24 protein-coding genes and 2 pseudogenes are annotated in these 25803 nt (G+C 69.4%); 11 read left to right on the top strand and 15 right to left on the bottom strand.

Annotated features, from left to right (window positions below; translation table 11 throughout):
- Positions 1-135 precede the first annotated feature (135 nt).
- Positions 136-645, top strand: coding sequence for a Pycsar system effector family protein (locus tag FMM06_RS13615; RefSeq protein WP_144237925.1), 510 nt, complete (start codon positions 136-138; stop codon positions 643-645).
- A 16-nt stretch (positions 646-661) separates the two neighbouring features.
- Here FMM06_RS13615 and prfB read toward each other — a convergent pair.
- From prfB to FMM06_RS13595, 4 genes are all read right to left on the bottom strand, one after another.
- Positions 662-1790, bottom strand: a protein-coding gene (prfB, locus tag FMM06_RS13610; RefSeq protein WP_144237924.1) for a peptide chain release factor 2 whose coding sequence is annotated in 2 segments (ribosomal slippage) — positions 662-1726 and positions 1728-1790 — 1128 coding nt in all. Because the reading frame shifts where the segments join, the coding sequence is not laid out codon by codon here.
- A 60-nt stretch (positions 1791-1850) separates the two neighbouring features.
- Entirely contained in the window at positions 1851-2333 is a 483-nt protein-coding gene (locus tag FMM06_RS13605) for a nuclear transport factor 2 family protein (RefSeq protein WP_144237923.1), read from the bottom strand.
- A gap of 20 nt (positions 2334-2353) precedes the next feature.
- Positions 2354-4780, bottom strand: a complete 2427-nt coding sequence (locus FMM06_RS13600; protein ID WP_235889314.1) for a penicillin-binding protein 1A — start codon at positions 4778-4780, stop codon at positions 2354-2356.
- A gap of 56 nt (positions 4781-4836) precedes the next feature.
- Positions 4837-6588, bottom strand: coding sequence for a DUF885 domain-containing protein (locus FMM06_RS13595; protein ID WP_144237922.1), 1752 nt, complete (start codon positions 6586-6588; stop codon positions 4837-4839).
- Positions 6589-6648: 60 nt separating this feature from the next.
- Here FMM06_RS13595 and FMM06_RS13590 point away from each other — a divergent pair, with 60 nt between their 5' ends.
- Both FMM06_RS13590 and FMM06_RS13585 read left to right on the top strand, forming a co-directional pair.
- Positions 6649-7137, top strand: coding sequence for a flavin reductase family protein (locus FMM06_RS13590; protein ID WP_144237921.1), 489 nt, complete (start codon positions 6649-6651; stop codon positions 7135-7137).
- The gene (locus FMM06_RS13585) at positions 7124-8635 is read left to right on the top strand and encodes a lipopolysaccharide biosynthesis protein (RefSeq protein WP_144237920.1); all 1512 of its coding nucleotides are present in this window, start codon (positions 7124-7126) and stop codon (positions 8633-8635) included. The genes FMM06_RS13590 and FMM06_RS13585 overlap by 14 nt, the downstream gene beginning before the upstream one ends.
- Here FMM06_RS13585 and FMM06_RS17430 read toward each other — a convergent pair.
- From FMM06_RS17430 to FMM06_RS13550, 8 genes and pseudogenes are all read right to left on the bottom strand, one after another.
- A pseudogene (locus FMM06_RS17430) lies at positions 8613-8717 on the bottom strand (PEPxxWA-CTERM sorting domain-containing protein); the annotation flags it as partial. The gene FMM06_RS13585 and the pseudogene FMM06_RS17430 overlap by 23 nt on opposite strands.
- Before the next feature lie 45 nt (positions 8718-8762).
- A pseudogene (locus tag FMM06_RS17265) lies at positions 8763-9818 on the bottom strand (PQQ-dependent sugar dehydrogenase); the annotation flags it as partial.
- 60 nt (positions 9819-9878) lie between these two features.
- A complete protein-coding gene (locus FMM06_RS13575; RefSeq protein ID WP_144237918.1) occupies positions 9879-10673 on the bottom strand; it encodes an isocitrate lyase/PEP mutase family protein in 795 nt (264 codons plus the stop codon).
- Positions 10670-10870 (bottom strand): hypothetical protein, encoded by a 201-nt coding sequence (locus FMM06_RS13570; RefSeq protein WP_144237917.1) that lies wholly within the window; start codon positions 10868-10870, stop codon positions 10670-10672. The genes FMM06_RS13575 and FMM06_RS13570 overlap by 4 nt, the downstream gene beginning before the upstream one ends.
- Positions 10871-11258: 388 nt before the next feature.
- Positions 11259-12848, bottom strand: a complete 1590-nt coding sequence (purH, locus tag FMM06_RS13565; RefSeq protein WP_144237916.1) for a bifunctional phosphoribosylaminoimidazolecarboxamide formyltransferase/IMP cyclohydrolase — start codon at positions 12846-12848, stop codon at positions 11259-11261.
- Positions 12849-12858: 10 nt separating this feature from the next.
- Positions 12859-14580, bottom strand: coding sequence for a heparinase II/III family protein (locus FMM06_RS13560; protein WP_144237915.1), 1722 nt, complete (start codon positions 14578-14580; stop codon positions 12859-12861).
- Positions 14577-15233: a ribulose-phosphate 3-epimerase gene (gene rpe / locus FMM06_RS13555; protein ID WP_144237914.1), complete on the bottom strand. Its 657-nt coding sequence runs from the start codon at positions 15231-15233 to the stop codon at positions 14577-14579. Before rpe ends, FMM06_RS13560 begins: the two co-directional genes overlap by 4 nt.
- Before the next feature lie 101 nt (positions 15234-15334).
- The gene (locus FMM06_RS13550; RefSeq protein WP_144237913.1) at positions 15335-16036 is read right to left on the bottom strand and encodes a PEPxxWA-CTERM sorting domain-containing protein; all 702 of its coding nucleotides are present in this window, start codon (positions 16034-16036) and stop codon (positions 15335-15337) included.
- A gap of 227 nt (positions 16037-16263) precedes the next feature.
- On the opposite strand from FMM06_RS13550, the gene FMM06_RS13545 reads away from it, so the two are divergent.
- Positions 16264-17202: a ribose-phosphate pyrophosphokinase gene (locus FMM06_RS13545; protein ID WP_144237912.1), complete on the top strand. Its 939-nt coding sequence runs from the start codon at positions 16264-16266 to the stop codon at positions 17200-17202.
- On the opposite strand, the gene FMM06_RS13540 is transcribed toward FMM06_RS13545, so the two are convergent.
- Positions 17199-17795, bottom strand: coding sequence for an HNH endonuclease (locus FMM06_RS13540; protein WP_144237911.1), 597 nt, complete (start codon positions 17793-17795; stop codon positions 17199-17201). The two genes, FMM06_RS13545 and FMM06_RS13540, sit on opposite strands and share 4 nt — an antisense overlap.
- 165 nt (positions 17796-17960) lie before the next feature.
- Here FMM06_RS13540 and gluQRS point away from each other — a divergent pair, with 165 nt between their 5' ends.
- The 6 genes from gluQRS to egtD all read left to right on the top strand — a co-directional run bounded on the left by gluQRS (position 17961) and on the right by egtD (position 22644).
- Positions 17961-18839: a tRNA glutamyl-Q(34) synthetase GluQRS gene (gene gluQRS, locus FMM06_RS13535; RefSeq protein WP_144237910.1), complete on the top strand. Its 879-nt coding sequence runs from the start codon at positions 17961-17963 to the stop codon at positions 18837-18839.
- Positions 18836-19624 carry a PEPxxWA-CTERM sorting domain-containing protein gene (locus tag FMM06_RS13530; protein WP_144237909.1) on the top strand — a complete coding sequence of 263 codons (789 nt, stop codon included), beginning with the start codon at positions 18836-18838 and terminating at the stop codon, positions 19622-19624. Before gluQRS ends, FMM06_RS13530 begins: the two co-directional genes overlap by 4 nt.
- A gap of 67 nt (positions 19625-19691) precedes the next feature.
- The gene (locus FMM06_RS13525; protein ID WP_144237908.1) at positions 19692-19895 is read left to right on the top strand and encodes a twin transmembrane helix small protein; all 204 of its coding nucleotides are present in this window, start codon (positions 19692-19694) and stop codon (positions 19893-19895) included.
- Positions 19895-20443 (top strand): cob(I)yrinic acid a,c-diamide adenosyltransferase, encoded by a 549-nt coding sequence (locus FMM06_RS13520; RefSeq protein WP_144237907.1) that lies wholly within the window; start codon positions 19895-19897, stop codon positions 20441-20443. The genes FMM06_RS13525 and FMM06_RS13520 overlap by 1 nt, the downstream gene beginning before the upstream one ends.
- Before the next feature lie 15 nt (positions 20444-20458).
- Positions 20459-21679 (top strand): ergothioneine biosynthesis protein EgtB, encoded by a 1221-nt coding sequence (gene egtB, locus FMM06_RS13515; protein WP_144237906.1) that lies wholly within the window; start codon positions 20459-20461, stop codon positions 21677-21679.
- A 2-nt stretch (positions 21680-21681) separates the two neighbouring features.
- Complete coding sequence (gene egtD, locus FMM06_RS13510; protein ID WP_144237905.1) at positions 21682-22644, top strand: L-histidine N(alpha)-methyltransferase; 963 nt, start codon at positions 21682-21684, stop codon at positions 22642-22644.
- Here the strand turns inward: egtD and queE are convergent.
- Both queE and queC read right to left on the bottom strand, forming a co-directional pair.
- On the bottom strand, positions 22641-23270 hold the full coding sequence (gene queE / locus FMM06_RS13505; protein ID WP_144237904.1) for a 7-carboxy-7-deazaguanine synthase: 630 nt from the start codon (positions 23268-23270) through the stop codon (positions 22641-22643). The two genes, egtD and queE, sit on opposite strands and share 4 nt — an antisense overlap.
- Positions 23267-23935 carry a 7-cyano-7-deazaguanine synthase QueC gene (queC, locus tag FMM06_RS13500; RefSeq protein WP_235889313.1) on the bottom strand — a complete coding sequence of 223 codons (669 nt, stop codon included), beginning with the start codon at positions 23933-23935 and terminating at the stop codon, positions 23267-23269. Before queC ends, queE begins: the two co-directional genes overlap by 4 nt.
- A gap of 187 nt (positions 23936-24122) precedes the next feature.
- Here queC and FMM06_RS13495 point away from each other — a divergent pair, with 187 nt between their 5' ends.
- Entirely contained in the window at positions 24123-25796 is a 1674-nt protein-coding gene (locus FMM06_RS13495; protein ID WP_185965183.1) for a ShlB/FhaC/HecB family hemolysin secretion/activation protein, read from the top strand.
- Positions 25797-25803: the final 7 nt, after the last annotated feature.

Here is a 25803-nt window from a genome sequence, read left to right as displayed (position 1 = left end):
ACTATGGCCAAAGCGGGGCTGGCGCGATGGTTACCGCCGTACAGTCGCCAGACGCGCCCGAAACATTTTTACGCGGGCGTGGGCTTGCGCAGGCGGTTGGCTCGGCTAGGCTTTATCCTTCGAAGGGGACAAGGCGTGGACGACGAAGGCGGCAGCGCAAGCGACGCGATCTACCTGCTGCGCACGATGCAGCAGCATCACGTCGCCCTGTCGGCGATGGCCGATACCAAGGCGAACATCCTGATCGGTGCGACACTGGTGCTGTTCGCGCTGATCGTGCGCGAGGGCGCGACGATCGGCATGTCGGTCCCGCTGCTGATCCTGGCGACCACCTCGTTCGTCGCGGCATCGCTGTGCGTGCTCGCGGTGATCCCGTCGATCGGCACGCCGAAGCGGGCGAGCGCTCCCAACATGCTGTTCTTCGGCAGCTTCGCCAATCACGACGAGGCAGGATTCCTGAAGAGCATGGCGCCGATCCTCGCCGACAACGCCACCCTTCACAAGGCGATGCTGCGCGACATCCACCAGCTGGGATGCGTGCTGAAGCACAAGAAGTACAAGTATCTGGCGTGGGGCTACCGCGTGTTCATCGCGGGGCTCGCGATCACGCTGGTCGCGTTTGCGGTACAGCAGGTGGTCGGCTGAGCCGGCACCGAACCGCTCAGTCCGCGTCCTCCACTTCGACACTCTCGCCCGTCACGCGCTGCGACAGCGCCGCCGCCATGAAGGGGTCGAGTGCGCCGTCGAGGACGTCCGACGGCGCGGTGCTGGTCACGCCGGTGCGCAGGTCCTTGACCAGCTGGTAGGGCTGGAGGACGTAGCTGCGGATCTGGTGGCCCCAGCCGATGTCGGTCTTGCCGGCCTCGACGTCGGCCGCCGCGGCCTCGCGGATCGCCAGCTCGCGCTCGTACAGGCGCGCCTTCAGCATCTTCATCGCGGTCGCGCGATTCTTGTGCTGCGATCGCTCGTTCTGGCACGCGACGACGATGCCGGTGGGCAAGTGGGTGAAGCGCACCGCCGAGTCGGTGGTGTTCACGTGCTGCCCGCCCGAGCCCGACGCACGGTAGGTGTCGATCTTCAGGTCCTTGTCCTCGACGACGATGTCGATGTCGTCGTCGATCTGCGGATAGACCCAGACTGACGCGAACGACGTGTGCCGTCGCGCCGCGCTGTCGTAGGGGCTGATGCGAACGAGGCGGTGAACGCCGCTCTCGGTCTTCGCCCAGCCATAGGCGTTGGCGCCCTTGACTAGCAGGGTCGCCGACTTGATCCCCGCCTGCTCGCCTGCGTGGAAGTCGATCAGCTCGACCTTGTAGCCGTGGCGCTCGGCCCAGCGCTGGTACATGCGGCTGAGCATCGACGCCCAGTCCTGCGATTCGGTGCCGCCGGCGCCCGAATTGACTTCGATGAACGTGTCGTTGGCGTCGGCCTCGCCGGCGAGCAGCGCCTGGACCTTGTCGGTCTCGGCCTTCGCCGCGAGCGCGCTGAGCGCCGCGATGCCGTCGTCGATCATGGCGGTGTCGCCTTCGGCCTCCGCCATTTCGATCAGCTCGGCGGTTTCCTCGAGTTCACGCTCGATGGCGCGCGTCGCGCCGATCGCCTCGTCGAGGCGGCGGCGTTCCTGCATGACGGCCTGCGCCGCCTTGGGGTCGTTCCAGAGGCTCGGGTCCTCGACCCGCGCGTTCAGCTCGTCGAGACGGCGGAGTGCACGATCCCAGTCAAAGGAACCTCCTCAGCAGGTCCAATGCCTGCTTGATGGAATCGATATGGGCCTGGCCCTCGGCGCGCATGGTCTGTGGTCCCGTGTGTGAGCGCGGCGGTCTAGGCGCTTGCGGCCCGGTCGCGCAACCCTACTCGACCTTGAACACCGTCGCTTGGCGCAGGCTGAGCTTCCACGTGGCGCCGTCCTTGCGCCAGATGTCGGTGAAGCGGCGATAGACTGTCTTGCCGGCATGCATCGCCTGGCCCTTGGGGCGCAGGATCTCGGTGCCCATCACGACGACCTCCCCGGGGCCACGCGGCGCGATGCGGTCGACGATCCGGTCGAAGCTGTCATAGGCGATCGTGCCGCCCGCAAAGCGCTGGGTGACGCTCGCCAGATCGTTGACGCCGTTCTGCGGGCTGTTGATCAGGATCTCGGGCGCTAGCGCGCCGAGAAAGGCGGCGCGGTCGCCGGTCATCGTCGCGGTGTCGATGCGCGTCATCGCATCGAGAACCCCGGCAATGTCGGGCTGCTTCGCCGCCTCGCGCACCGCGTCGGAGGTCGTCGTCCAGGCAGCGTACGCCGGCGTCGCGGCGGCGAGCAACAGGGTCGCGGCAAGTGTCCTGAACATCTGCGTCTCCCGAGACAGACTCAGTATATACCGCCCGAGTTGCGAAGGAATTCGGAATCCGACCGCACGATGCGGCCCGACTGGCCGGGCAGCATCTCGTTGCGCTTGATCGTGCCGGTGCGGCGCGGTTCGCTGGCTGGCTTGAACGCCTCCCAGATCACATCGGCGCGGCGCTCCTCGCTTGGGTTGGCGCCGTAGACGCGCTTGCCGCTCCGGCGGTCGATGGTCACCATGCGGATGCCGGGGGCGACGGCGAACGGCAGCTTGGGCGCGTCCTTCAGCACCTTTTCGCCGAACGCCCGCCAGATCGGCACGGCGATGGTGCCGCCCTGCGCGTAACCCCCCATCGAGCGCGGGCGGTCGTAGCCGAGGTAGAGCCCGGCGACCAGCTCGGGAGTGCCGCCGATGAACCAGACGTCGTTGGGGCCGCTCGTGGTGCCGGTCTTGCCGGCGAGCGGACGGTTCATCGACGACAGGCCCATCGCGGTGCCGCGCTGGACGACGCCCTCCATCAGGTGGACGATCTGGTAGGCGGTGCGCGCGTCGACGACCTGCTTGCCGGCACCACCGGGGCGCGGCATCTCGCCCCCCGTCCAGTCGGCGGCCTCGCAGCCTTCGCAGCTGCGCGTGTCGGCGCGGTAGAGCGTCTTGCCGTTCCTGTCCTGCACCCAGTCGATCAGGCTGGGGGTCAGCTTGCGCCCGCCGTTCCACAGCTGCGCATAGGCGTTGGTGAGTTTGAGCACCGTCGTCTCGCCCGCGCCGAGCGAGATCGCCAGCACGGCGGGATATTTGCCGATGCCCAGGTCCTCGGCAGTCTTGACGACCTTATCCATGCCCGCGCCGAAGCCGAGCCGCACGGTCATCAGGTTGCGCGACTGCTCGAGGCCCCAGCGCATCGTCTGCGCGCCCGCATAGCCGCCGGTGAAGTTGCGGAAGCATTTGCGCCCCAGCCGCCGCGTCTGGAATACGCAGTACGGCGCGTCGACGATGATCGAGGACGGCGTGAAGCCGTTGTCGAGCGCGGTCGCATAGACGATCGGCTTGAAGGCGCTGCCCGGCTGGCGCAGCGCCTGAGTCGCGCGGTTGAACGCCTGGGCGCGCGCGTCGAAGCCGCCGACCATCGCCAGGATGCGGCCCGACTTCGGGTCCTGCACGACCATGCCGCCCGAAATCTCGGGCACCTGGCGCAATGCATAGCCGCCCGAAACTTTCGCGACGGGGATGACGTCGCCGACCTTCAGCGCGCGCGCGGCGGGCACGTTGGTGCCGCGCAGCAGGCGGCGCGCCGCCCATTCGGGCATCGTCCCCTCGCTGCCGTCGCCGAAACCCAGCCGCGATGTGTCGCCGGTCTTGGAGAGCACGACGGCGGCCTGCCACTCGGGGTAGCCCGTCGCAATCCGAGCGCCCCGAAGCCGCGCCTGCCAGCCGTCGCCGACCTCGATCTTCGCCGCCGGTCCGCGCCACGGCCGCGCCGCCTCGTAGCGAACCAAGCCGTCGCGCAGCGCCTTCTCGGCCGCCGCCTGGATCGTCGGGTCGATCGAGGTGCGCACCCACAGTCCGCCGCCATAGACGCTGTTCGGCCCGTCCTCCTGCGCCTCGCCGAACTTGGCGATCAGCGAGCGGCGCACGTCCTCGAGGAAATAATCGCCCACCTTGAGCGCGCGCGGGATGACGTTGGGGATCGCGACCAGCGGATCGGCCTCTGCCGCCGCGGCCTCGCCGGCGCGCACATACCCGTTCGCTACCATCTGCCGCAGCACGTAATTGCGCCGCGCCAGCGCGCGCTCGCGGCCGCGCGCCGTGGTCGGCGAATAGGTCGACGGCGCCTTGGGCAGGATCGCCAGATACGCCATCTGCGCGAGGTCGAGGTTTGCCACCGACTTGCCGAAATAGGCCTGCGCCGCAGCCTCGACGCCATACGAGTTCCGGCCGAGGAAGATCTGGTTGAGGTACAGTTCGAGGATCTGCGCCTTGCTGAACGCCTCTTCCAGCCGCCACGCCAGCACCGCTTCCTTGAGCTTGCGGCCCAGCGACACCTCGTTGTTGAGGAGCAGGTTCTTCGCCACCTGCTGGGTGATCGTCGACGCGCCGACCGGGCGCTTGTCGGTGCCGAGCGATTTCAGATTGGTCCACACCGCCCCCGCGATGCCGGCATAATCGAGCCCGTGATGCTCGAAGAAGGTCTTGTCCTCCGCCGACAGATAGGCCTGCACAAGGCGCGGAGGGATCTCGTTATAATTCAGGTAGATGCGCCGCTCGCGGGTGAAGCTGGTCAGCACCGTGCCGTCGGCGGCGCGCACCGTGGAAGGCAGCGGCGGCGTGTACTTCGCCAGCGTCGCGACGTCGGGCAGGTCCTTGACCGTCGTCCAGACGAGCCCCGCGACGAGCAGCGCCAGCAGCAGCACGCCGCCCGCACCCCAGGCCAGGATCTTCCTCGTCCGTGTCACGTCAGCCGGTCATCCGCATCTGCGCGGCTATAGCAGCGGGTGCGCGCCGCGCCAGCTTACTTGAGCGGATACGGCCCCTTGCCGCCCTCGGCGATGAAGCGGTCGATGCGTGCCGTCATCACCGGCAGGGGGACCGAGCCGAGCGCCAGCACGGTGTCGTGGAAGGCGCGGATGTCGAACTTCGGCCCCAGCGCCTTCTCGGCCTTGGCCCGCGCCTCGATGATCGCCAGCTGGCCGAGGTAATAGCTCAGCGCCTGGCCCGGCCAGCCGATGTAGCGGTCGATCTCGGTGGTGATCTCGCGTTCCGACAGCGCGGTGTTGTCGCGCATGAAGTCGAGCGCCTGGTTGCGGCTCCAGCCCTGCGCGTGGATGCCGGTGTCGACGACCAGCCGCGCGGCGCGCCACATCTGATAGCTCAGCATCCCGAACCGGTCGTACGGCGTCTCGTACATCCCCATCTCGACGCCGAGCGTCTCGCAATACAGCGCCCAGCCTTCGCCGAACGCCGAGATGTACGACTTGGCGCGAAACGCCGGCAGCCCGGTCTGCTCGGCCGCCAGCGCACCTTGGAAATGATGCCCGGGGTCGCTCTCGTGGAGCGTCAGCGCCGTCAGCTGGAAGAACGGGCGCGACGGCAGGTCGTAGGTGTTGAGCAGGTACGCCGACCCGCCGCGCCCGGCAGTGTAGAACGGCGCGATCTCGGGCGGCACCGGGATGATGCCGAAGCGCGACCGCGGGATGCGCCCGAACCAGCGCGCCGCCTTGCCGTCGAAGCGCTTCGAAATCCACGCCGCGCGCTCGAGCAGCGCCTCGGGCGTCTTGGGATAAAATTGCGGGTCGGTGCGCAGGAATTTCAGGAAGGCGGGCAGGTCGCCCTTGAACCCCGTCTCGGCCATCACGCCCAGCATCTGCGCGCGGATCTTCGCGACCTCGCGCACGCCAATCGCGTGGATCTGGTCGGCGGTCAGATCGGTGGTCGTGAACTCGCGGATCTTCGACGCGTAATACGCCTTGCCGTCGGGCAGCGAGTAGGCGTCGAGGGGCTTGCGCAGGCCCGGGAAATACGTGCCGCGCAGGAAGGTCAGCAGACCTTGGTGCGCGGGGATCACCGCCTCGCGGATCGCCGCCGCGCCCGCCGTTCGCAGCTCGGCCTGCACGGCGGCGGGGATCGAGCCCGGCATTTCCCTGAACGGGCCGTAGAAGCTGGTGGCGGTCGGATCCTTCGCCTCGGCGACGACCGCGACGCCCGACTCGCGGCCCTGCATGGTCACCGCGGGCGACGTGAAGCCGCGCGCCAGGCCCGCGGCCATGTTCGCCTGCTGCTCGCGATAATAGCGCGGCACGTCGCGCAGCTGGCTGATGTAGTTGCGATAGGCACGCTCGTCGCGAAAGCCGCGCGCTTCGCCCAGCCCCGCCAGATTGCTCCAGAAGCTGGTGTCCGAATTGAGCGGCTTTTCCCAGTCGCGGAAGCGCTGCTCGTCGATCGACTGGTCGATCTGGGCGCGGTAGATGCCGTAGTCGACCTGGGTGGCTGGCGACAGTTGCGCGGGCGGCAGCGCGTCGAGTTCGGCGCGCACCTTCTCCCAATAGGCAAGCCGCGCGGCCTGTGACGCGGGGGTCAGGCTGGGCAGGCGGGGGCGGACCTTGCTGCCATTGTCGTCCTCGTCGGCCTCGGCCTGCTGCAGCCGCCACGCCCATTCGCGCGTGTAGATCGCCTTGAAACGCGCGTCGGTGGCAGGGTCGGCATGCGCCGGGGCGCCAGCAAACAAGGCGAATGCGACTGCGGCAAAAGCAAAGCGTGTGAACATTCCGGTCTCCCCGCCGCCAGCGTTGACCGCGCCCCATGGCTGCGTCAAGACGGCCCCAAGATGGAAACCGACCTCGATCCGCGGCTGCTGCGCGACGCATTCGGGGCGTTCGCCACGGGCGTGACCATCGTCAGCGGCATCGATGGCGACGGCGTCCGGTGCGGTCTGACCGCCAACAGCTTCACCAGCGTGTCGCTCGATCCGCCGCTGCTGCTCGTCTGCCCGGCGCGCGGCGCGTCGGCGCTGCCCGCGCTGCGCAGTGCAGGGCGCTTCGCGGTCAATGTGCTGACGCTCGATCAGCAGGACGTCGCCGAGGCGTTCACGCGGCGCGGCGTCGACCGCTTCGCGAGCGGCGTGTGGGACGACTGGCACGGCCTGCCGGTACTCAGCGGCGCGATGGCGAACTTCGCGTGCGACCTGCATGCCGAGCTCGACGGTGGGGACCATGCGATCCTCGTCGGCCGCATCCGCGCGCTCCGCACCGTGCCCGGGACCGAACCGCTGCTCTACCTGCAGGGGCGCTTCCGGCAGGTCCATGTCCCTGCCTGAATCTACCCCGCCGCCGGACGGCGGCAAACCTGTGGCGTCTGGCGCGGGGCACGAGGAGACCGCGGCGCTGGCGAAGGGCGGGCGGACCAGCTTCTTCGGCTTCCTGCTGCGCCTGCTCGCGCGCCTGCCCTTCCTGTTCATTGCGGGCCGCATGGACGCCTATGGCGCCGATGCACTCGGCCGCTTCGCCTATGCGACGCTCGTCGTCGAGCTGATGGCGCAGTTCGCAACGCTCGGGCTGAAGCGCGGCCTCGCCGCCGAACTGGCGAAGGGCGACCGGCCCGAGACGCACGTCGTCTTCGACGCGCTGGTGCTGGCGTGGGGCCTCGCGCTGGCCGGCGCGGCGCTGCTCATGCTGTTCCCGGTCATCGTCTTTCCCAACGGTCCGATCAGCGGCTTCGACCGCTTCTTCCCGCTGATCGCGCTGGCGATCGTCGGGTCCGACGTCGGGCTGGCGGCGCTCGCCTTCCGCCTCGACGTCGGCGCGACGGTGCGCGCGCGGTCGGTGGTCGAGCCGTGGACGCTCTCGATCGTCGCCTTCGCCCTCGCCTTCACCGCGCTGGGGGAGGACGGGCTGATCGTCGCCTATGCGGTGTCGTTGGTTGCCGCCCTTGCCGCGTCGCTGGTGCCGCTGGTGCGCAGCTACGGCTGGCCGACAGGCTGGTCGCCGCACCCGGGGCGGCTGTGGCGGATAGCGCGCGCCAACGCGCCGCTGGCCGGGGCCGATGTCGCCGACTGGGGGTCGCGCCGCCTCGACGTCTTCATCCTCGGGCGCTTCGCCAGCGCCGAGGTGATCGGCATCTACTACGTCGCGCAGCAGATCGCCTCGCTGCCGCAGAAATTGAAGACCAGCTTCGATCCCATCCTCGCGCCCGTCCTGACGACCAATCTCGCGCGTGGCGACCTCGCGGCGGTGGCGGGTCACGTCCGCCAGATCGGCTTCTGGATCGGTAGCGTGCAATTGGGCGTCGTGCTGGCGCTCGGCATGACGGGCGCGGCGGGAATGGGCCTGTTCGGCCCGGCGTTCGCCAGCGGCGCGTCGGTGCTCGCGCTGCTGCTCATCGTGGAGCTCTTCGCAGCACAGGCGGCAGTAACCGAGAGCGCGCTGATCTACATCCGCCGCAACGCCAATTTGCTGTGGTCGATGGCGGGTCTCGTCGTGCAGGTCGCCGTCACGCTGCTCCTCGTCGAAAGCTTCGGCGGGGTCGGGGCGGCGGCGGGCCTCGCGGTCGCCGCCCTCTTCCTGTCGATCGTCAAGACGCAATTACTGGCGCGCGAGCTGAAGGCAAAGGTCACCGGCTGGCGCTGGTCACTGCTGATCGCCGGCGTCCCCGCCTTCCTCGTGGGGCTGGGGGTTCAGCAGCTGCCGGCGCGGCTCGAGTATCTCCAGCTCTCACTCGGCATCGTCGCGATCCTCGGCGTCTTCGGCGCGATCGTCTGGACGGTCGGCTTCAAGGGCCCCGACCGGCTGCTGTTCAAACGGTCGAAGCCCGTCTGACGCGGCGCAGCGATGCGCCGACCAGCCCGAAGCCGGTGATCATCAGCGCCCAGCTCGCAGGCTCGGGGACCACCGCCGCCGACGGGTCGATGAAGCGGAAGATGCGCCCGCCGTAATCGAGCACGTACAGGTTGCGGTCGGCATCCTCGCCGAACGACGAGACGTTGATCGACGTGCCGCCCAGCGCGAAGGTCAGGTCGGTGAAGTCGCCGCCGTCGGTATCGATGCCGAACAGCCGGCCGCTGACAAAATCGCCGAAGACATAGCTGCCTTCCAGATCGGCCACGCCGCTGCCGCCGAAGACATAGCCGCCGGTGATCGACTGGCCGATCGAGTGGTCATATTCGAACAGCGGCGCGACCGCGTTCGCCGGGATCGGGTCGCCGACACCAGGGGTCGGGATCGTGCCTTCGAGTGGCCGCCAGCCGAAGTTCTGGCCGCTGGTGCCCGCCGCGACGAAGTTGACCTCCTCGCGCTGGCTCTGGCCGACGTCGCCGATCCACAGGTCGCCCGTCGAGCGGTCGAAGCTGCTGCGATACGGATTGCGCAGACCGTAGACGAAGACCTCGGTGCCGAACGGATTGTCGGCAGGGATCGCGTAATTCCGCGCGTCGTCGGCGGGAAAGGCGTCGCCCGACACGTCGAGGCGCAGGATCTTGCCAAGGCTGGAGGCAAGGTTCTGCGCGTTGTTGAACGGATCATTGGCGGCCCCGCCATCGCCGAGCGCGACGTACAGATTTCCGTCGGCGCCGAAGTCGATCCAGCCGCCGTTGTGATTGTCGAACGGCTTGGCGACGCGGATGACGACGCTGGGCGCTTCGTTGGCGATAGCGGGGTTGGTGTAGCGGCGGACTTCGCTGACCAGCTGCCCTGACACGCGCGTCGTGACGTCGACGTAGAAGCGCCCGTTGGTCGCGTAGGACGGATCGAAGGCGAGGCCGAGCAGCCCCTTTTCGCCGCCGGTCTCGATGTCGGGGACGGTGAAGAAGGTCGACTGCACGCCGCTGGTGCGGTCGATCGAGACGATCCGCCCGCCCTGTTCGGCGACGATCAGCGCGTTGCCGCGGCCGGTCAGGTAGATGGGTGCCGACAGGCCGCTGGCGACCTGGGTGGTGCCGAGCGCGGCGAGCGCGGGCGCGGTCAGGAAGGTTGCGGCGGCGAAGGTGGCGAGGATGCGACGCATGACGTGGTCTCCCGACCCCCGCCGTATCCCGAGTCTTGCCACGTCATGGTGAAGGACGCGTTACGCGCGGGCAGTCATCAACGCATTGATCGTGCTGTAGTTGCCGCCGCCTTCGCACAATGCGTCCGAATCGCCGTCGCTCAGGAAGGCGGTTGCTTTGGCGCGCACCGCCGCCCAGGCGGCTTCGGCGACGCCCGAACCGGCGCTGAGGCGGCGGACGCCGAGCGCGCTGAGCGCAAGGGCGCCGGGGAGGCCGGGGCGGGCGAGGACGTTGAGCGGCAGTGCGGTGCCGGCAGCCAGCGTGGCGATGTCGTATTCGTCGGTGACGCCGGGGACGAACAGCCCGTCCGCTCCCGCGGCGGTGTAAAGCTTGGCGCGCCGCTGGGTTTCCGTCAGCCTTGCGTCGGGGGCGGCGAGGCCGCGCAGGTAGACGTCGGTGCGGGCGTTGACGAACAGCGCGTCGCCGCAGCGGCTGCGGATAGATGCGATCTTGGCGCACAGCAGGTCGGGCGGCGAACTGCCATCCTCGATATTGATCCCCACCGCACCCGTATCGACGACCGCCGCAACGAGGTCGGCGACGGCGGCGGGGTCGTCCGAAAAGCCGCCCTCGACATCGGCCGACACCGGCACATCGACCGCGCCGACGATGGCGCGCAGCGAGGTCAGCAATAGCTCCCAGGGCATCGTATCGCCGTCGGGCCAGCCGTGGGCCCAAGCCACCGCTGCGCTGGTGGTGGCAATCGCCTTCGCTCCCAGGCTCGCCATCAGCTTTGCGCTGCCTGCATCCCAGGCGTTGACCAGGATCAGCGGCGCGGGGCCGTCGTGCAGCGCACGGAACTCGGCGACGCTCACGACAGGCGTTCGAGGACCGCGAATCCGTGCCGCCCCAGGTCGACGCGCATCACCGACACGTCGCCGAGGACGAAATTGACCAGGCTGTCGACCCGCCGCCCGGCGATGCCGCACATCGTGTCGTACAGCCGCCCCCCGTCGGTCTCGAAGCTGCGCTCGAGCCTTTTGTCGAGCCGGTAAACATCGACCTGAACCACGCTTAATCCCCCGATCACCCGCGACCGCCAATGAATCATTATAGGGGCGTACAGGCAAGAGGGGTGGCGCGCGTTTCGCCGCGATGTTGCGTCGCGGTGACAGGCTCGGCCTACAGCGAACACCTCGCCTCGCTCTTGGACCGGGAAAGAATTTTGGCGCGCGAAAACGCGAAGGCACGAAGGCGCGAAGAAGTTAGAAAAGGAAGAAGAAGTGGCTTTGCTGGGGGCAGCCGCTTCGGACGCCAGCCGGTCGGCACACACACCGGCACCCTTCCTGCCTTCTTCTTCGCGCCTTCGTGCCTTCGTGCCTTCGCGCTTTCGCGCGCCAAACTCGTTCCCGCCCGCCGACCGCGACGAGGACGTCATGCAGAGCCTAACTTGCGGCGGGTCAGTGCCTGAAGTGACGCATCCCGGTGAACACCATCGCCAACCCGCGCTCGTCGGCAGCCGCGATGACCTCGGCGTCGCGCATCGACCCGCCCGGCTGGATGATCGCCGTCGCGCCCGCTTCGGCCGCGGCGATCAGCCCGTCGGCGAAGGGGAAGAAGGCGTCGGACGCGACCACCGAGCCGATGGTGCGGGGCTGCGGCCAGCCGGCGGCTTCGGCGGCGTCCTTCGCCTTCCACGCCGCGACGCGCGTCGAATCGAGGCGGCTCATCTGGCCGGCGCCGATGCCGGCGGTGCTGCGATCCTTGGCATAGACGATGGCGTTCGACTTGACGTGGCGCGCGACCGTCCAGGCGAAGAACAGGTCGTTGAGCTCGGCCGGGGTCGGCTCCCGCTTGGTCACGATCTTGATCCCGCCGGTCATGACCGCGCCGTTGTCGCGCGACTGGACCAGCCAGCCTCCGCCGATCTGGCGCACCGCGAGGCCGCCGCGCCGCGGATCGGGAAGCGTGCCGGTCAGCAGCAGGCGGAGGTTCTTTTTTCGCGCGAAAATCTCGCGCGCCGCCTCGTCGGCGTCGGGGGCGATGACGACCTCGGTGAAGATCGCGGTGATCGCCTCGGCCGTCTCGGCGTCGAGCGGCGTGTTGAGCGCGACGATGCCGCCGAAGGCCGAGACCGGGTCGCACGCCAGCGCCGCCGCCCAGGCCGCCGCCGGGGTGGCGCCGACCGCGACGCCGCACGGATTGGCGTGCTTGATGATCGCGCACGCCGGCGGACCGTCGCGGAACTCGGCGATCAGCTCGAGCGCGCCGTCGGCGTCATTGAGGTTGTTGTAGCTCAGCTCCTTGCCCTGCACCTGCGTCGCCTGGCCGACCCCCATGCCGTGCGGCCCGGCAGGAGTGTAGAAGGCCGCCTGCTGGTGCGGGTTCTCACCATAGCGCAGCACCTGGGGCGCGGTCAGGATCAGCGGTAGCGTGTCGGGGAAGCGCTGCTGCTGATCGGCGAACCCGAACCAGCTGGCGATCATCGCGTCGTAGCGTGCGGTCGTCGCGAAGGCGTGCGCTGCGAACGCCTTGCGCTGGTCGAGCGTCGTGCCGCCATTGTCGTCGAGCGCGGCGATCAGCGCGGCGCGGTCATCCTGCGTCGTCACGCACGCCACCCAGGCGTGGTTCTTCGCCGCCGAGCGGATCATCGCCGGGCCGCCGATGTCGATATTCTCGATGACGTCCTCGCGCGGGGCTCCCTTTGCGACGGTTGCCTCGAAGGGGTAGAGGTCGACAACCAGCACGTCGATCGCGCCGATGCCGTGCGTCGCCATCGCCTCGGCATGCGCCGGCTCGTCACGCACGCCGAGCAGGCCGCCGTGCACCATCGGGTGCAGCGTCTTGACGCGTCCGTCCATCATCTCGGGGAAACCGGTGACCTCCGCCACGTCGGATACCGTGAGGCCCGCCGCGCGCAGCGCCGCCGCGGTGCCGCCCGTCGACACCAGCTCGACCCCGTACCGCGCCAGCGCTTCGCCGAGTTCGACGAGGCCCGCCTTGTCGCTGACCGACAACAGGGCACGCACGGGTTTGATCAGGTCTGTCATTTCGGAGGTCCTACTTGCCCGCGCGCTTCATCGACCACGCGAGCGCGGTGTCGGCGGGGGCGGTGACGACGAGCTGCTGCGTCGCGCGCGGGCGGCCGTCGGGGGCGATCTGGAGGCTGGGTTCGACGCTCAGCGTGCCGCCGCGGGTGCGGAACTGCCAGACGCGGCCGTCGGGCAGGCGCAGCAGCGCGCCCAGCCCGTCGACCGTCGGGGATGCCTCGACACCGCTGGCGAGGTGGAAGCGCACGTCGATGCGGCCCTTCTTGGCGCGGCCCAGCCGGCCGCCGACGAGCTCGAGCGCATCCTCGCCGCGCAGGTCGGTGCCGTCGGCCGACAGGAACAGCCTCCGGCGGTGGCGCATGCCGAAGCGCCGCGCATAGCCGTCGTGCGACAGGTCGAGCCAGCTGCCCTCCTCGCTCTCCTGCCGGTTGGCAACGACCTCCTCGACCCCGCGGCCCAGCGCGCCGTCGGGGCGGATGCGGGTGGAATTGGTGTCGTCGAGGACCAGCGTCGAATGCGCCGCGGTGGTGCGCAGGCCGGCGGCGAGCTCGGGGGACAGCGGGCGGGGCAGGCCGCGTGCGCCGCCGCAGTTGACGACGATCGGCTGCGCGCCGTCGGACATCTCGAACGCCAGCGTCCCGGCATGGGCATGCGACGCGACCCGCGCCACCGGCGGCGGCCCCGCATCCGCGACGACGACCGTCTTGCCGCCGTTCAGCCTCTGATATCCCGAGTCGGCGCCGTGCCGCGCCGGGCGGACGGTCGACCCGCCGGCGCACTCGACCGCGTGCGCGACCCGCGCCGCGGCGATGCCGCCGCTGCCGTGCCACGCGCCCGGCATCCCGTCGCCCATCGTCACGCCCCGCAGCGCGGGCAGCAGGCGTGCGACCGCGAGTCCCAGCGCGGCAGGCAGCGCGAGGTCGCGCGCGCGGTAGACGCTCTCCAGAAGGAGCAGGAGTTCGAGGAGTTCGAGCTGGTCGAGCGGGGCGCGCGTGACGATGCCGCCGTCGGGCAGCAGCACCGCGTCGAGGGCATCGCCCAGCGCCGCCTCGCCCCGCTGCTGACGCGCGTCGCCGCCCGGGATCAGCAGCGCCGCGGTGACCAGCCCGCCGAGTGCCGCGACCCGCGGCAACCCGTCGGGCAGCTTGCCGACCGCACGGTCGAGGTGCCGCGCCCAGCGCGCCATCGCGTTGAGTACCGCGGATCGGTAGACGAGGTCGCCAGACGACAGGATGTAGGGCGCGTACGCCGACCAGTACATCAGGCGCAGGCCGAGCAGGTCGGGCCGCCAGCTCAGCGCGTCGAACTCGGCGTGCCAGCCTAGCCAGCGCGCGACGATCGGCTCGGCGACGCGCGCCCCCGCCGCGCGCGGTGCGGCGGCGGCGAGGTCGCGCAGCCAGGCGAAGCCGTGCGCCCAGTCGCGCCACTCGGGGGGGGCGGCGGGATCGTCGAAGCGAGCGGTGACCGGCGCGTTGTGCCCGGCGTGGATCAGCCGTCCGGCAAGGATACGCTCGCCGACCGCAGCGTCGCCGGGGATCGGGTCGGCGGGCACGCCCATCAGGCGCAGCGGATAGCGGCCGCGCAGGCGGAAACGGTGGAGCGGCGTCCGGTAGCTCAGGTGGTGCAGCCGGGCGGCGAGCTTCTCGGTCAGCGACAGGCCCTTGTCGCCGTCGACGCGCAACAGGCGCTGGTTCGCCGCGCCGAGGTCGGGGGTCTCCTCGTCGCCGCTCACGCGCCGCGTAAGCCCGCGATGTTGGCAGCGTAGTTCCCGCCGGCGAAGGTCGCAGTGCCCGCCACCAGCACGTCCGCCCCTGCAGCGATCGCCTGGGGCGCCGTAACCGCGTCGATGCCGCCGTCGACCTGCAGGTCAATGGTGCGCCCCGTCGCGTCGATCATGCGGCGGATCGCGGCGATCTTCTTCAGCTGGCTGGCAATGAACTTCTGCCCGCCGAAGCCCGGGTTGACGCTCATCACCAGCACCAGGTCGACTTCGTCGATGACATAGTCGAGCATCTTGGCGGGCGTTGCAGGATTCAGCGACACGCCGGCGCGCTTGCCGAGCGCCTTGATGCGCTGGATGCTGCGGTGGAGGTGCGGCCCGGCCTCGGGGTGGACGGTCAGCGTCGTCGCGCCGGCGTCGGCGAAGGCGTCGAGGAAGCCGTCGACCGGCGAGATCATCAGGTGGACGTCGAAGGGTAGCGTCGTGTGCGGGCGCAGCGCCTTTACCACCGCCGGGCCGATCGTCAGGTTGGGGACGAAATGCCCGTCCATGACATCGACGTGGATCCAATCGGCGCCCGCGGCTTCGAGGGTACAAACCTCCTCGCCCAGGCGCGCGAAATCGGCACTCAAAATCGACGGTGCAATGCGGACCGGCTGCTGCATGTTTCCCCCTAGCAGGCAGCGCGAGGGGCCGGAAGTGGCGGACATGCAAAGGGCGCGCCCGGCCCCCCGGACGCGCCCTTCAGGCGTGACGAAAAAGAGATTTAGGCGGTCAGCGCGACGCGGCGGCGGCGGGCGGCATAGCCAACCATCGCGAAGCCGGCGATCATCAGGCCCCAGGTCGCGGGCTCGGGCACCGGACCCGACACGCTGGCGAGAACGCCGGTCGAATCGTTGTTGAACGAGCCGTTGTTCGAGATGATGTAACCGAACGATTCACCCGCCAGCAGCGACGCGCTGATCGTATCGTTGACCGCCGCGCCGGGCAGCATGCCGCTGAGGTTGGTGAAGATCACCGACGTGCCGCTCGCGACGAACGCGAAGATGCTGACGCCCGACGGATTGGTGTCCTGCGACGTGAACTGCGACGTGAAGACGAAGTCGCCCGAGGTCGGCGCGGTGAAGGCGATATACACCGAGTTCGACAGGTCGGCGCTCGAGCCCGGGTGCAAGATCAGGCGGTCGGCGGGAACGATCACCGTGCCCGACTGGAACGCGCCGTTGGTGCTCTTGAAGACGCCGGGCAGCGCCGGGTTGCCGGGCGCATTCAGGCAGATCGTGTTCGCGATCAGGCCCATGCAGCCGGTGCCGTCGCTGAACGCCGTGAGCGTCGTGAAATCGGTGCCGCCATAGCTGAAGCCGCCGTTGCCGTTGGTGCCGTTGAAGCTGGCGAAGGCGTCGAAGGTGACGGCAGCGGCAGGGGCGGTAAAGGCTAGCGCGGCGGCGGCAATCAGGAAACGCTTCATCAAATCAACTCCATAGCAATCGTCGCGAGTCCCGCAGAGCCGAAGTCCTCACATCTAAGTTGCCAAGCAATTAACGTGCCAGGTCCGCGCACCATGGACCGGCTCGTTCTTCGTGCACCGATTTGTAAACCCTGCCTTACAAGTGATGTCCGGAAGGCGCAGTGGTTGCCGCTTGCGGCAGGCGCGTCTATCAACCGCCCCACGAGCCGGAGGGGCAGGGCGTCACCATGAAAATATTGTCCGGCAACAGCAACCCGGAGCTGGCGGGTGCGATCGCCGCCTATCTCGATCTCGAACTGACCAAGGCCAGCGTCCGCCGCTTCGCCGACGAGGAGATCTTCGTCGAGATCCACGAGAACGTGCGCGGCGAGGATGTCTTCGTCGTCCAGCCGACGAGTGCGCCCGCCAACGACAATCTGATGGAACTGCTGATCTGCATCGACGCGCTGCGCCGGGCGTCGGCAAGGCGCATCACCGCGGTCATCCCCTATTTCGGCTACGCCCGGCAGGACCGCAAATCGGGGTCGCGGACGCCGATCTCGGCCAAGCTCGTCGCCAATCTGATCACCGTCGCGGGCGCGCACCGCGTGCTGTCGGTCGATCTCCACGCCGGTCAGATCCAAGGCTTCTTCGACATTCCAACCGACAATCTGTTCGCCGCGACGGTGATGAGCGCCGATATCGAGGCGCGGCTGGGCAAGGAAGCGGCGATCACCGTCGTGTCGCCCGACGTCGGCGGCGTGGTCCGCGCCCGTGCGCTGGCGAAGCGGCTGGGCAACGCCCCGCTGGCGATCGTCGACAAGCGGCGGGAAAAGCCCGGCGAGTCCGAGGTGATGAACATCATCGGCGACGTTCGCGGCCGTACCTGCGTGCTGGTCGACGATATCGTCGATTCGGCGGGCACACTCTGCAACGCCGCCGCTGCACTGGCCGAAGCTGGCGCGACCGCGGTGACGGCCTATGTCACCCACGGCGTGCTGTCGGGGGGGGCAGTGGCGCGGGTCGAAAGCTCGGCGCTGACGGAGCTGGTGATCACCGACACGATCGCGCCGCTGGAGGCCGTCCGCAACGCCAGCCGCATCCGCATCATGACCATCGCGCCGCTGTTCGCCGAGGCGATGCGGCGGACGAGCGAGGAAAGCTCGGTCAGCTCGCTGTTCGACTAGGCCTCAAGCTCGCTGTCCCAATAGAGATAATCGCGCCACGTCGCGTGCAGGTAATGCGGCGGGAAGGCGCGGCCGTGCTCCTGCAGCTGGTGCGTGTTCGGCTGATAGGGCCGCGTGCGCAGCCCCATGTGCGCCTCCGCCGGGGTGCGGCCGCCCTTGCGCAGGTTGCACGGCGCGCACGCCGTGGTGACGTTCTCCCACGTCGTACGGCCACCATAGGCGCGGGGCACGACGTGATCGAAGGTCAGCTCGTGGCCGTGACCGCAATACTGGCACTGGAAGCGGTCGCGCAGGAACAGGTTGAAGCGCGTGAACGCCGGGTGGCTGGCGGGGCGGACGTACTGGCGCAGCGCAATCACCGACGGCAGCTTCATCGCGAAGCTGGGCGAGCGGATCTCCCGGTCATACTCGGCGACGATGTCGACGCGCTCGAGGAACGCCGCCTTGATCGCCGTCTGCCACGACCACAGGCTCAGCGGGTAATAGCTGAGCGGCGTGTAATCGGCATTGAGCACCAGCGCCGGGCAGCTCTGCGGCGAGGTCGCGCGCGGCGGCAGGAACTCGTCGGGGGCAAGAAGATCGGGATGATACATGCGCGGTGCCGCTCCCTGGTCATGGAGCAGCCGCGTGAGGTCAGGCCCTGTCGCACCCAAGGCCGCGAAACTCTCGCGACCGTCCGTTGGCGGGGCTTTACAACAGTTCGTGTGTCGATGGAATGACAGTCACTGCATTTTGATTCGTAGGCGCGAAATAATCCTGTGGACGGCTTCGTCACCCGCTTCGCACCGTCGCCGTCGGGGCGGCTGCACCTGGGGCACGCCTTCTCGGCGCTGACCGGCTGGAAGCTGGCGCGGGCAAGGGGCGGCCAGTACAGGCTGCGTATCGAGGACATCGACCGCACGCGCTGCCGCCCCGAGCACGAGGCAGGCGAGATCGAGGACCTGCGCTGGCTCGGCATCGACTGGGACGGGCCGGTACTGCGCCAGTCGGAGCGGCTGCCGGTCTATGCCGCGGCACTCGACCGGCTTCGGGCAATGGGCCTCGAATACCCGTGCTTCTGCACGCGCTCTGATATCGCTGCTGCTGCGCGCGCGCCGCACGGGTCCGAGGGGATCATCTATCCGGGCACTTGCCGCCATTTGTCCGCCGGCGAGCGCGCGGAGCGCATGGCGAGCGAGGCGTTCGCGTGGCGGCTCGACGTCGCCGCGGCGCTGGCGGTGACGGGGCCGTTGACGTGGCGCGATCACGAGGCCGGCCTGATCGCCGCCGATCCGCTGAAGGGCGGCGACATCGTCGTCGGGCGCAAGGAGCTGGGGGTCAGCTATCATATCGCGGTGGTCATCGACGACGCCGCGCAGGGGGTGACCGACGTGGTGCGCGGGCGCGACCTGTTCGAAGCGACGCACGTCCAGCGGCTGCTCCAGGCGCTGCTCGGCTTGCCCGAGCCCGTCTATCGCCACCACGTGCTGATCCTCGGCCCCGACGGACGACGGCTAGCGAAGCGCGACGGGGCGGCGAGCCTCGCCTCGCTGCGCGCGGGCGGTGCGACACCGGCAGATATCCGCGAGTTGTTGCCGCCCTTGCCGGACCCGGTTAGAGAACGGGGTCGTAACTATAATTCTGGGGCGATCCCATGATCCGTGCTGCTGCTTTCGGTGCATTGCTCTTGCTGGCTGCTACACCCGCGACGGCGGCATCGTACGTCATCACCGCGTTCGGCCAGCTGGTCGGTCCGCCGCCACTGCCCAATCAGATCGCCGGCCTGCCGTTCGCCAATGGCAACGCCGTGTTCGGTTCGTGGCGTGTCGATCTCGACCCCGGCACCGGGGTCGACCTCCCACCCTTCGGCGGGACCGGCGCGGCACGGCTCTATGCAGGGAACGTCCGCAACGGCGTCGTCGCGGTGTCGACTTCCAGTGGCATGGTCGTCCTGTCGCAGACCGCCGCCAGCCTCGGTGCGATCCTGGTCATCAACGACAGCAGCCTGGTGCGCCCCTCGCTCCCGACTCTGCGGACCGACCAGGTGAATATCAGTGACGGCCTGCGCTTCGGACCCGGACCGATCCTCGGCTATGCCGCGAGCGGATTGGCAAGCGATGTCATCGTCCGCAGCCTCGGATTCGGGAAGGTGCAGACGACGACCAATCCCGTGCTGCCCGGACTGGTGACCAGCGCCGACCTGCCCGACCTCGGCACATTTTTCGCCACGGGAAACTATTTCTTCAGCTTCACCCTGACCCAGGGCAATCCGCAAACTGCCGGCCAGGTCGGGGGGCTGCCCGCCACGACCTTCAGTGTCGTCCTGCCACAGGTTTTCGTGACGCAGGTGCCGGAACCGGCGACCTGGGCGCTGCTGATCGTCGGGTTCGGCCTCGTCGGGACCGCGCTGCGCCGGGCTGCGACACCGGCACCCGGCATCTGAAGGCTTTGCAGATCGGTGCGGCGGGGCCATATCGCTGGTCACCCGCCGCAGATTTGCGAACCGTCGAATGAACACCGCCCTCATCGTCCTGCTCGTCATCGCGGTCATCCTGACCGCGACCATGCTGGTGCGCGGCATCATCACAATGGCGCGCGGCAAGGACATCACCGGCGTCCAGTCGAACAAGCTGATGAGCTACCGCGTCGCCTTCCAGGCGGCGGCGATCGTCATCGTCGTCATCCTACTGCTGATCGCGCGGCAGCAGCCCTGATGGTCAAGCTCAACCGCATCTACACGCGCACCGGCGACGACGGCAAAACCGGCCTGGCGGACGGCTCGCGCGTGTCGAAGACCGCGGCACGGGTCGCCGCCTATGGCACGGTCGACGAGGCCAATGGCGTGATCGGGCTGGCGCGGCTGCACACCGCGGGCGAGGCGGACGCGATGCTGGCGCGCATCCAGAACGAGCTGTTCGATGTCGGAGCCGACCTCGCGACGCCCGACCGCGTCGAGGGTGCCCTGCGCGCCGTCGCATCGCAGACGGCGCGGCTGGAGGCCGAGATCGACGCGATGAACGCGACGCTGGACCCGCTCAATTCCTTCATCCTGCCCGGCGGATCGCCGGCGAGCGCGTGGCTGCACCTCGCGCGCACCGTCGTGCGCCGCGCCGAACGGCTGGCGGTCGAGGCGGCGGTGGCGGAACCGATCAACCCCGAAGCCATTGCGTACCTTAATCGATTGTCGGACCACCTGTTCGTACTGGCGCGCGCCGAGAATGACGGGCGCGACGTGCTGTGGGTGCCGGGGGCGAGCCGCTAAGGGAGGACGACACGCATGGCCTCGATGGCGCGGCTCGACGACGATACGCTGCGCGACCGGTTCGTGGCTGTGCGTGCCCTGTCGGTGGCGCTGGCACGGCCTTTGTCCGACGCAGATGCGAGCGCCCAATCGATGCCCGACGCGTCGCCCGCCAAGTGGCACCTCGCGCACACCACCTGGTTCCTGGAGACTTTCGTTCTCGCGCCGCTCGGCCACCGGCCGTTCGACGATCGCTTCGGGTTCCTGTTCAATTCCTATTACGAGAGCGTTGGCCCTCGCGTCGCACGCGGGTCGCGCGGGCTGCTGACGCGGCCGTCGCTGCGTGAGATCGTCGACTGGCGCGCGCATATCGACGGCGCGGTCGATGCTGCCTGGGGCCGCCTCGACGGGCCGGCGCGCGACCTCGTCGAGCTCGGGATCAATCACGAGCAGCAGCATCAGGAACTGTTGCTGACCGACCTGCTGCACCTGTTCGCGCAGAACCCGCTGGGTCCTGCCGCCTACCCGGGACCGCTGCGCGCCGCCGTACAGCCAGAGGCAGGGTGGACGCACCATGACGGCGGCATTTTCCGGGTCGGCCACGACGGCGCGGGCTTCGCCTTCGACTGCGAGGGGCCGGCGCACGACGTGCTGCTCCGCCCGTACGCGCTGGCGCGGGCGGCGGTGACGAATGGCGACTGGGCGGCGTTCGTCGCCGACGGCGGCTATTCGACCCCGGCGCTGTGGCTGTCCGATGGCTGGGCATGGGTGCAACGCGAGGGCATCGCGGCCCCGCTGCACTGGCGCGGCGATGACGCGATGACGCTCGCCGGGCTGCAGCCGCGCGACGCGAACGCGCCGGTCGCGCACGTCAGCTTCTACGAGGCCGATGCCTTCGCGACCTGGGCGGGTGCGCGCCTGCCGACCGAGCACGAGTGGGAAGTCGCGGCGCAGGGCAGCGACGCCTGGGCCGGCAACCAGCTCGACACTCCCGGCCCGGTCGCTCCCGTCGGCGGCACGGGGCTGTTCGGCGACGTCTGGGCGTGGACCGCGAGCGCCTTCCTGCCCTACCCCGGCTTCCGCCCCGCTGCCGGCGCAGTCGGCGAGTACAACGGAAAGTTCATGTCCGGACAAATGGTGCTGCGCGGCGCGTCGTGCGCCACCCCCCGCGGCTCGTCGCGCGTGACGACACGCAACTTCTTCTACCCTCACCACCGCTGGCAGTTCAGCGGCGTGCGTCTCGCAAAGGATCTCTGACTATGGCGAGCCGCCCGCAGGACGACATGCCCGGCGATTTCGGCACTGCGGTGCTGACCGGGTTGGCCGCGACGCCGAAGACGATCCCGGCGCGCTATTTCTACGATGCCAAGGGCTCGGCGTTGTTCGAGGCGATCACCGACCTGCCCGAATATTACCCGACGAGGACCGAGATCGGACTGCTGACCGCACACGCCGGCGAGATCGGCGCGACCGTCGGGGAGGGCCGCGCGGTGGTCGAGTTCGGCTCGGGCTCGTCGGTCAAGACGCCGCTGCTGCTGCGCGCCGTCGCGCCCTCGGCCTATGTCCCGATCGACATCTCGGCGGCCTTCATGGCCGAGTCGGCGGCTACTTTGGGCGCGGCGTTTCCGGGCCTCGCGGTGCACCCGCTGGCAGGCGACTTCACCCAGGCGCTGCGCCTGCCGGCTCAGGTCGAGGGCATGCCCAAGCTCGGCTTCTTCCCCGGCTCGACGCTCGGCAACGCCGCACCTGCCGCGGCGGTCGATCTGCTGCGCGCCTTCGCGGCGACCCTGGGCAGCGATGCGTGGCTGGTCATCGGCCTTGACCTGCGCAAGGACCGGCGCGTGCTGGAGGCGGCGTACGACGACGCGCAGGGCGTCACCGCGGCGTTCAATCTCAACCTGCTGGCGCGCATCAACCGCGAGCTCGGCGGCACGATCGACGTCTCGGCCTTCCGTCACCGCGCGCGCTGGAACGGCGACGCGGGGCGGATCGAGATGCACCTCGAGGCGGTGCGCGACGTTGCGTTCGACGTGCTGGGCCAGCGCTTCACGCTGGTCGCGGGTGAGACGATCCACACCGAGAACAGCCACAAATGGACCCTCGACGAGGCGCGCCTGCTGGCCCGCGCCGGAGGATGGACGCCCGTTACCGTGTGGATCGACGCGGGCGCAAAGTTCGGCCTGCACCTGTGGCGCGTCGCGAGCGGTAGCGCGGAGCCTTAAGGCAGGCCCGTCAGCTTGTGCGTCTGCAGCGACAGTCGCCAGCGCGGGTTGTCCAGACAATAGGCGATCGCGGCCTGAGTGTTCGCCTCACGCGCCGGGCCGTCCATCGGCTGCAGGAAGAAATGCTCGAACGCGAGCCCCTCGAAGCGTTCGGGCATCGCGAGGGGCTGGGGGTAGACCAGCTTCAGTTCGTCGCCCGTCGTCAGCGCCAGCGGGGCGGCGGCCTTCGGGCTGACGCAGACCCAGTCGAGGCCCGGCGGCGCTGCCTGCGTGCCGTTGGTCTCGACGCCGACCGCGAAGCCGCACGCGTGAAGCGCGTCGATCAGTGCGCGATCGAGCTGCAACAGCGGCTCGCCGCCGGTGCAGATGACGAGGCGGTGGTCGGGCCCCGGCCCCCACGCCGCTTCAACCGCAGCCACCAGCCCGGCGCAGTCGAACTTGCCGCCGCCTGGCCCGTCGGTGCCGACGAAATCCGTATCGCAGAAGGTGCACACCGCACGGTGGCGGTCGGCCTCGCGGCCCGTCCACAAATTGCACCCGGCGAAGCGCAGGAAGACCGCGCGACGGCCCGTCTGCGCGCCTTCGCCCTGCAGCGTGACGTAGAGTTCCTTGACGGTGTAGGTCACAGCGCCGGGTCCGGCACCCCGGCTTCGGCGAACCCCTTGGCGCGGAGGCGGCACGAGTCGCACGACCCGCACGGGCGGCCGTCGACCGGATCGTAGCAGCTCCACGTCAGCCCGAAATCGACCCCCAGCCGCGCGCCCTCGCGGACGATGTCGGCCTTGGTCATCGCCGCCAGCGGGGTGTTCACGGCGAAGCGGTCGCCCTCGACCCCCGCCTTGGTGGCGAGGTTGGCCATCGTCTCGAATGCCTGCACGAATTCCGGCCGGCAGTCGGGATAGCCCGAATAGTCGAGCGCGTTGACGCCGATGAAAAGGTCGCGCGCGCCCGCCGCCTCCGCCCAGCCGAGCGCCACCGACAGGAAGATCGTGTTGCGCGCCGGCACGTACGTCACCGGGATGCCCGGCGCGACGCCGCTCTTGGGCACGTCGATCGCGTCGGTCAGCGCCGACCCGCCGAAGCCCGACAGGTCGAGCGGCAGCACGATGTGCCGCTCGGCATAGACGGCGGCGACGCGGGCGGCGGCATCGAGCTCGATGCGGTGGCGCTGGTTATAGTCGATGGTCAGCGCGAGGATGCGAAAGCCGCGCTCGCGGGCGATCGCCGCGACGGTCGTCGAGTCGAGTCCGCCCGACAGCAGGACGACGGCGAGGGGGGCGGAAACGCTCACCGCGGCGGCGATAGGGCGGCGGCAGGGCCCCGGCAAGCCTGCGGCCTTGTTTCGGGTCGGCAATGCCGCTAGGCTCAACGCCGCTACAGGGGAAAAAGGCGCTGACGGTCGGGGCACGGGCGCCCCAGGCCAGAGCCCGGCAACGACCGTCCCCCGCAGGTCTGGCGGTTGCTTGGGGGGTTCCGGCATGGCGCGGTTCGTCGCGCATCTCTTGACTGCAGCAGGCCTCGTCACCTGCGCCAGCGGTGCGTTCGCGCAGAACGCGACCGGCCTGCCGACGCGCGACGAGCTCAATCCCGCGCAGCGCACGCCGCAGGTGACGCAGCAGCCCGACCTGTTCTCGCTGCCCGCGCCCGGCCCGTGCCCGCTCGCCTCGTCGACGCTGACGATCGATTTCAAGGGCGGGAAGTTCTCGCACCTGACCGGCGTGCCGCCCGAGACGCTCAGCCCGGCGTGGGCGGGCATCGTCGGCAAGACGGTGCCGCTGTCGAGTCTGTGCCAGGTCCGCGACCGCATCGCCGAGCTGCTGTTTAAGTCGGGCATCCTGGCGCGCGTCGAAATCCCCGAGCAGCGCATCGACGGCGGTGTCGTGACCTTCGAGGTCATCGAGGCGCAGGTGACGAGCGTCCGTGTCACGGGCGCGGCGGGGCCGGTCAAGGCGCGGATCGACGATTACGCGTCGAAGCTGCGCGGCATGAAGCCGTTCAATCTGGCCATCGCGCAGCGTTACCTGCTGCTCGCGTCGGACCTGCCGGGCCTGCGCATCCGAACCATCGTCCGGCCGGCGAAGGCCGGCGGGCGCGGTGCGGTCGATATCGAGATCAACGTCACCCGCAACCCCGTCACCGTCACGTTCAACACGCAGAACTACAACAGCCGCACCGTCGGGCGCTTCGGCGCGCTGGCGCGCGTCGACTTCAACAGCCTGACCGAGGCGGGCGAGCGCACGACCTTCGTGTTCTACCGCACGATCCCCGACAACGAGCAGTTCGTCGGCCAGCTGATCGAGGAGTTACGCATTGGCGGCGACGGGCTGCTGCTGCGCGGCTCGATCGCCTACGGCGAGACGCGGCCCGGCGACGTCGTGGCGCCGCTCAACATCCGCTCGATCTCGACGGTCGGCAGCCTCGAGCTCAGCTATCCGCTGATCCGCCTGCGCCGCGAGACACTGACCTTGGGCGGCGGCATCGAGGCGATCAGCCAGAAGGGTGCGGTGCGCGGCGGCGCTCGCTTTACCGAGGACGACCTGCGCATCGGCTATGTCCGTGCCGATTACGAGGTGCGGCCGTTCATCGGGGTCAATCAGGCGGTGTTCGGCGGCGAGGTGACGCTGCGCAAGGGCTTCGGCTTCCTGGGTGCGAGCGACAAGGGCTCGTTCCTGCTGTCGCGGCAGGACGGTGATCCTGAGGCGTTCGTGGTGCGCGCCTCGGGCCGCGCGCTGCTGCCGCTGGGCCAGCGCTTCAGCCTGTTCGCACGCGCCGAGGCGCAGCTCGCGAGCGATCCGCTGCTGGCGTACGAGGAACTGCCGATCGGCACGCTGACCATCGGCCGCGGCTATGATCCCGCTTCGGCATCGGGCGACAGCGGCATCGCGGGGGCGTTCGAGGCGCGTATCGCGCCGCTCGCGCTGGGCAGCAAGGCGGCGATCAGCCCCTATGCCTTCTTCGACGTCGCGCACGTGTCGAACAAGAATAACGCCGGCTTCGAGGGCACGCTGACCTCGGTCGGCGGCGGGGCGCAGATCCGCTTCGCCAACCGCATGCTGCTCGATCTCGCCTATGCCAAGCCGCTCGACCGCGGCGCGCAAGCGCAGCGTCCGCCGGGGCGCGTGCTCGTCAATCTCACCGTTGCGTTCGACTAGGGAGCCG

Origin of the sequence: Glacieibacterium frigidum, from assembly GCF_007097155.1 — a bacterium.
Lineage (GTDB): Bacteria > Pseudomonadota > Alphaproteobacteria > Sphingomonadales > Sphingomonadaceae > Glacieibacterium > Glacieibacterium frigidum.
Note: the sequence above shows the minus strand (reverse complement) of the source record. Positions and strands in the feature narration are given on the sequence as shown.

Excerpts from the sequence above, each read along its gene's own strand:
- egtB (WP_144237906.1), top strand. The coding sequence starts at position 20,459 with ATGGCCTCGATGGCGCGGCTCGACGACGATACGCTGCGCGACCGGTTC.
- purH (WP_144237916.1), bottom strand. The coding sequence starts at position 12,848 with ATGACAGACCTGATCAAACCCGTGCGTGCCCTGTTGTCGGTCAGCGAC.
- FMM06_RS13605 (WP_144237923.1), bottom strand. The coding sequence starts at position 2,333 with ATGTTCAGGACACTTGCCGCGACCCTGTTGCTCGCCGCCGCGACGCCG.
- FMM06_RS13595 (WP_144237922.1), bottom strand. The coding sequence starts at position 6,588 with ATGTTCACACGCTTTGCTTTTGCCGCAGTCGCATTCGCCTTGTTTGCT.
- FMM06_RS13495 (WP_185965183.1), top strand. The coding sequence starts at position 24,123 with ATGGCGCGGTTCGTCGCGCATCTCTTGACTGCAGCAGGCCTCGTCACC.
- egtD (WP_144237905.1), top strand. The coding sequence starts at position 21,682 with ATGGCGAGCCGCCCGCAGGACGACATGCCCGGCGATTTCGGCACTGCG.
- rpe (WP_144237914.1), bottom strand. The coding sequence starts at position 15,233 with ATGCAGCAGCCGGTCCGCATTGCACCGTCGATTTTGAGTGCCGATTTC.
- FMM06_RS13530 (WP_144237909.1), top strand. The coding sequence starts at position 18,836 with ATGATCCGTGCTGCTGCTTTCGGTGCATTGCTCTTGCTGGCTGCTACA.
- FMM06_RS13585 (WP_144237920.1), top strand. The coding sequence starts at position 7,124 with ATGTCCCTGCCTGAATCTACCCCGCCGCCGGACGGCGGCAAACCTGTG.
- FMM06_RS13550 (WP_144237913.1), bottom strand. The coding sequence starts at position 16,036 with ATGAAGCGTTTCCTGATTGCCGCCGCCGCGCTAGCCTTTACCGCCCCT.
- FMM06_RS13540 (WP_144237911.1), bottom strand. The coding sequence starts at position 17,795 with ATGTATCATCCCGATCTTCTTGCCCCCGACGAGTTCCTGCCGCCGCGC.
- FMM06_RS13545 (WP_144237912.1), top strand. The coding sequence starts at position 16,264 with ATGAAAATATTGTCCGGCAACAGCAACCCGGAGCTGGCGGGTGCGATC.
- FMM06_RS13520 (WP_144237907.1), top strand. The coding sequence starts at position 19,895 with ATGGTCAAGCTCAACCGCATCTACACGCGCACCGGCGACGACGGCAAA.
- FMM06_RS13525 (WP_144237908.1), top strand. The coding sequence starts at position 19,692 with ATGAACACCGCCCTCATCGTCCTGCTCGTCATCGCGGTCATCCTGACC.
- FMM06_RS13590 (WP_144237921.1), top strand. The coding sequence starts at position 6,649 with ATGGAAACCGACCTCGATCCGCGGCTGCTGCGCGACGCATTCGGGGCG.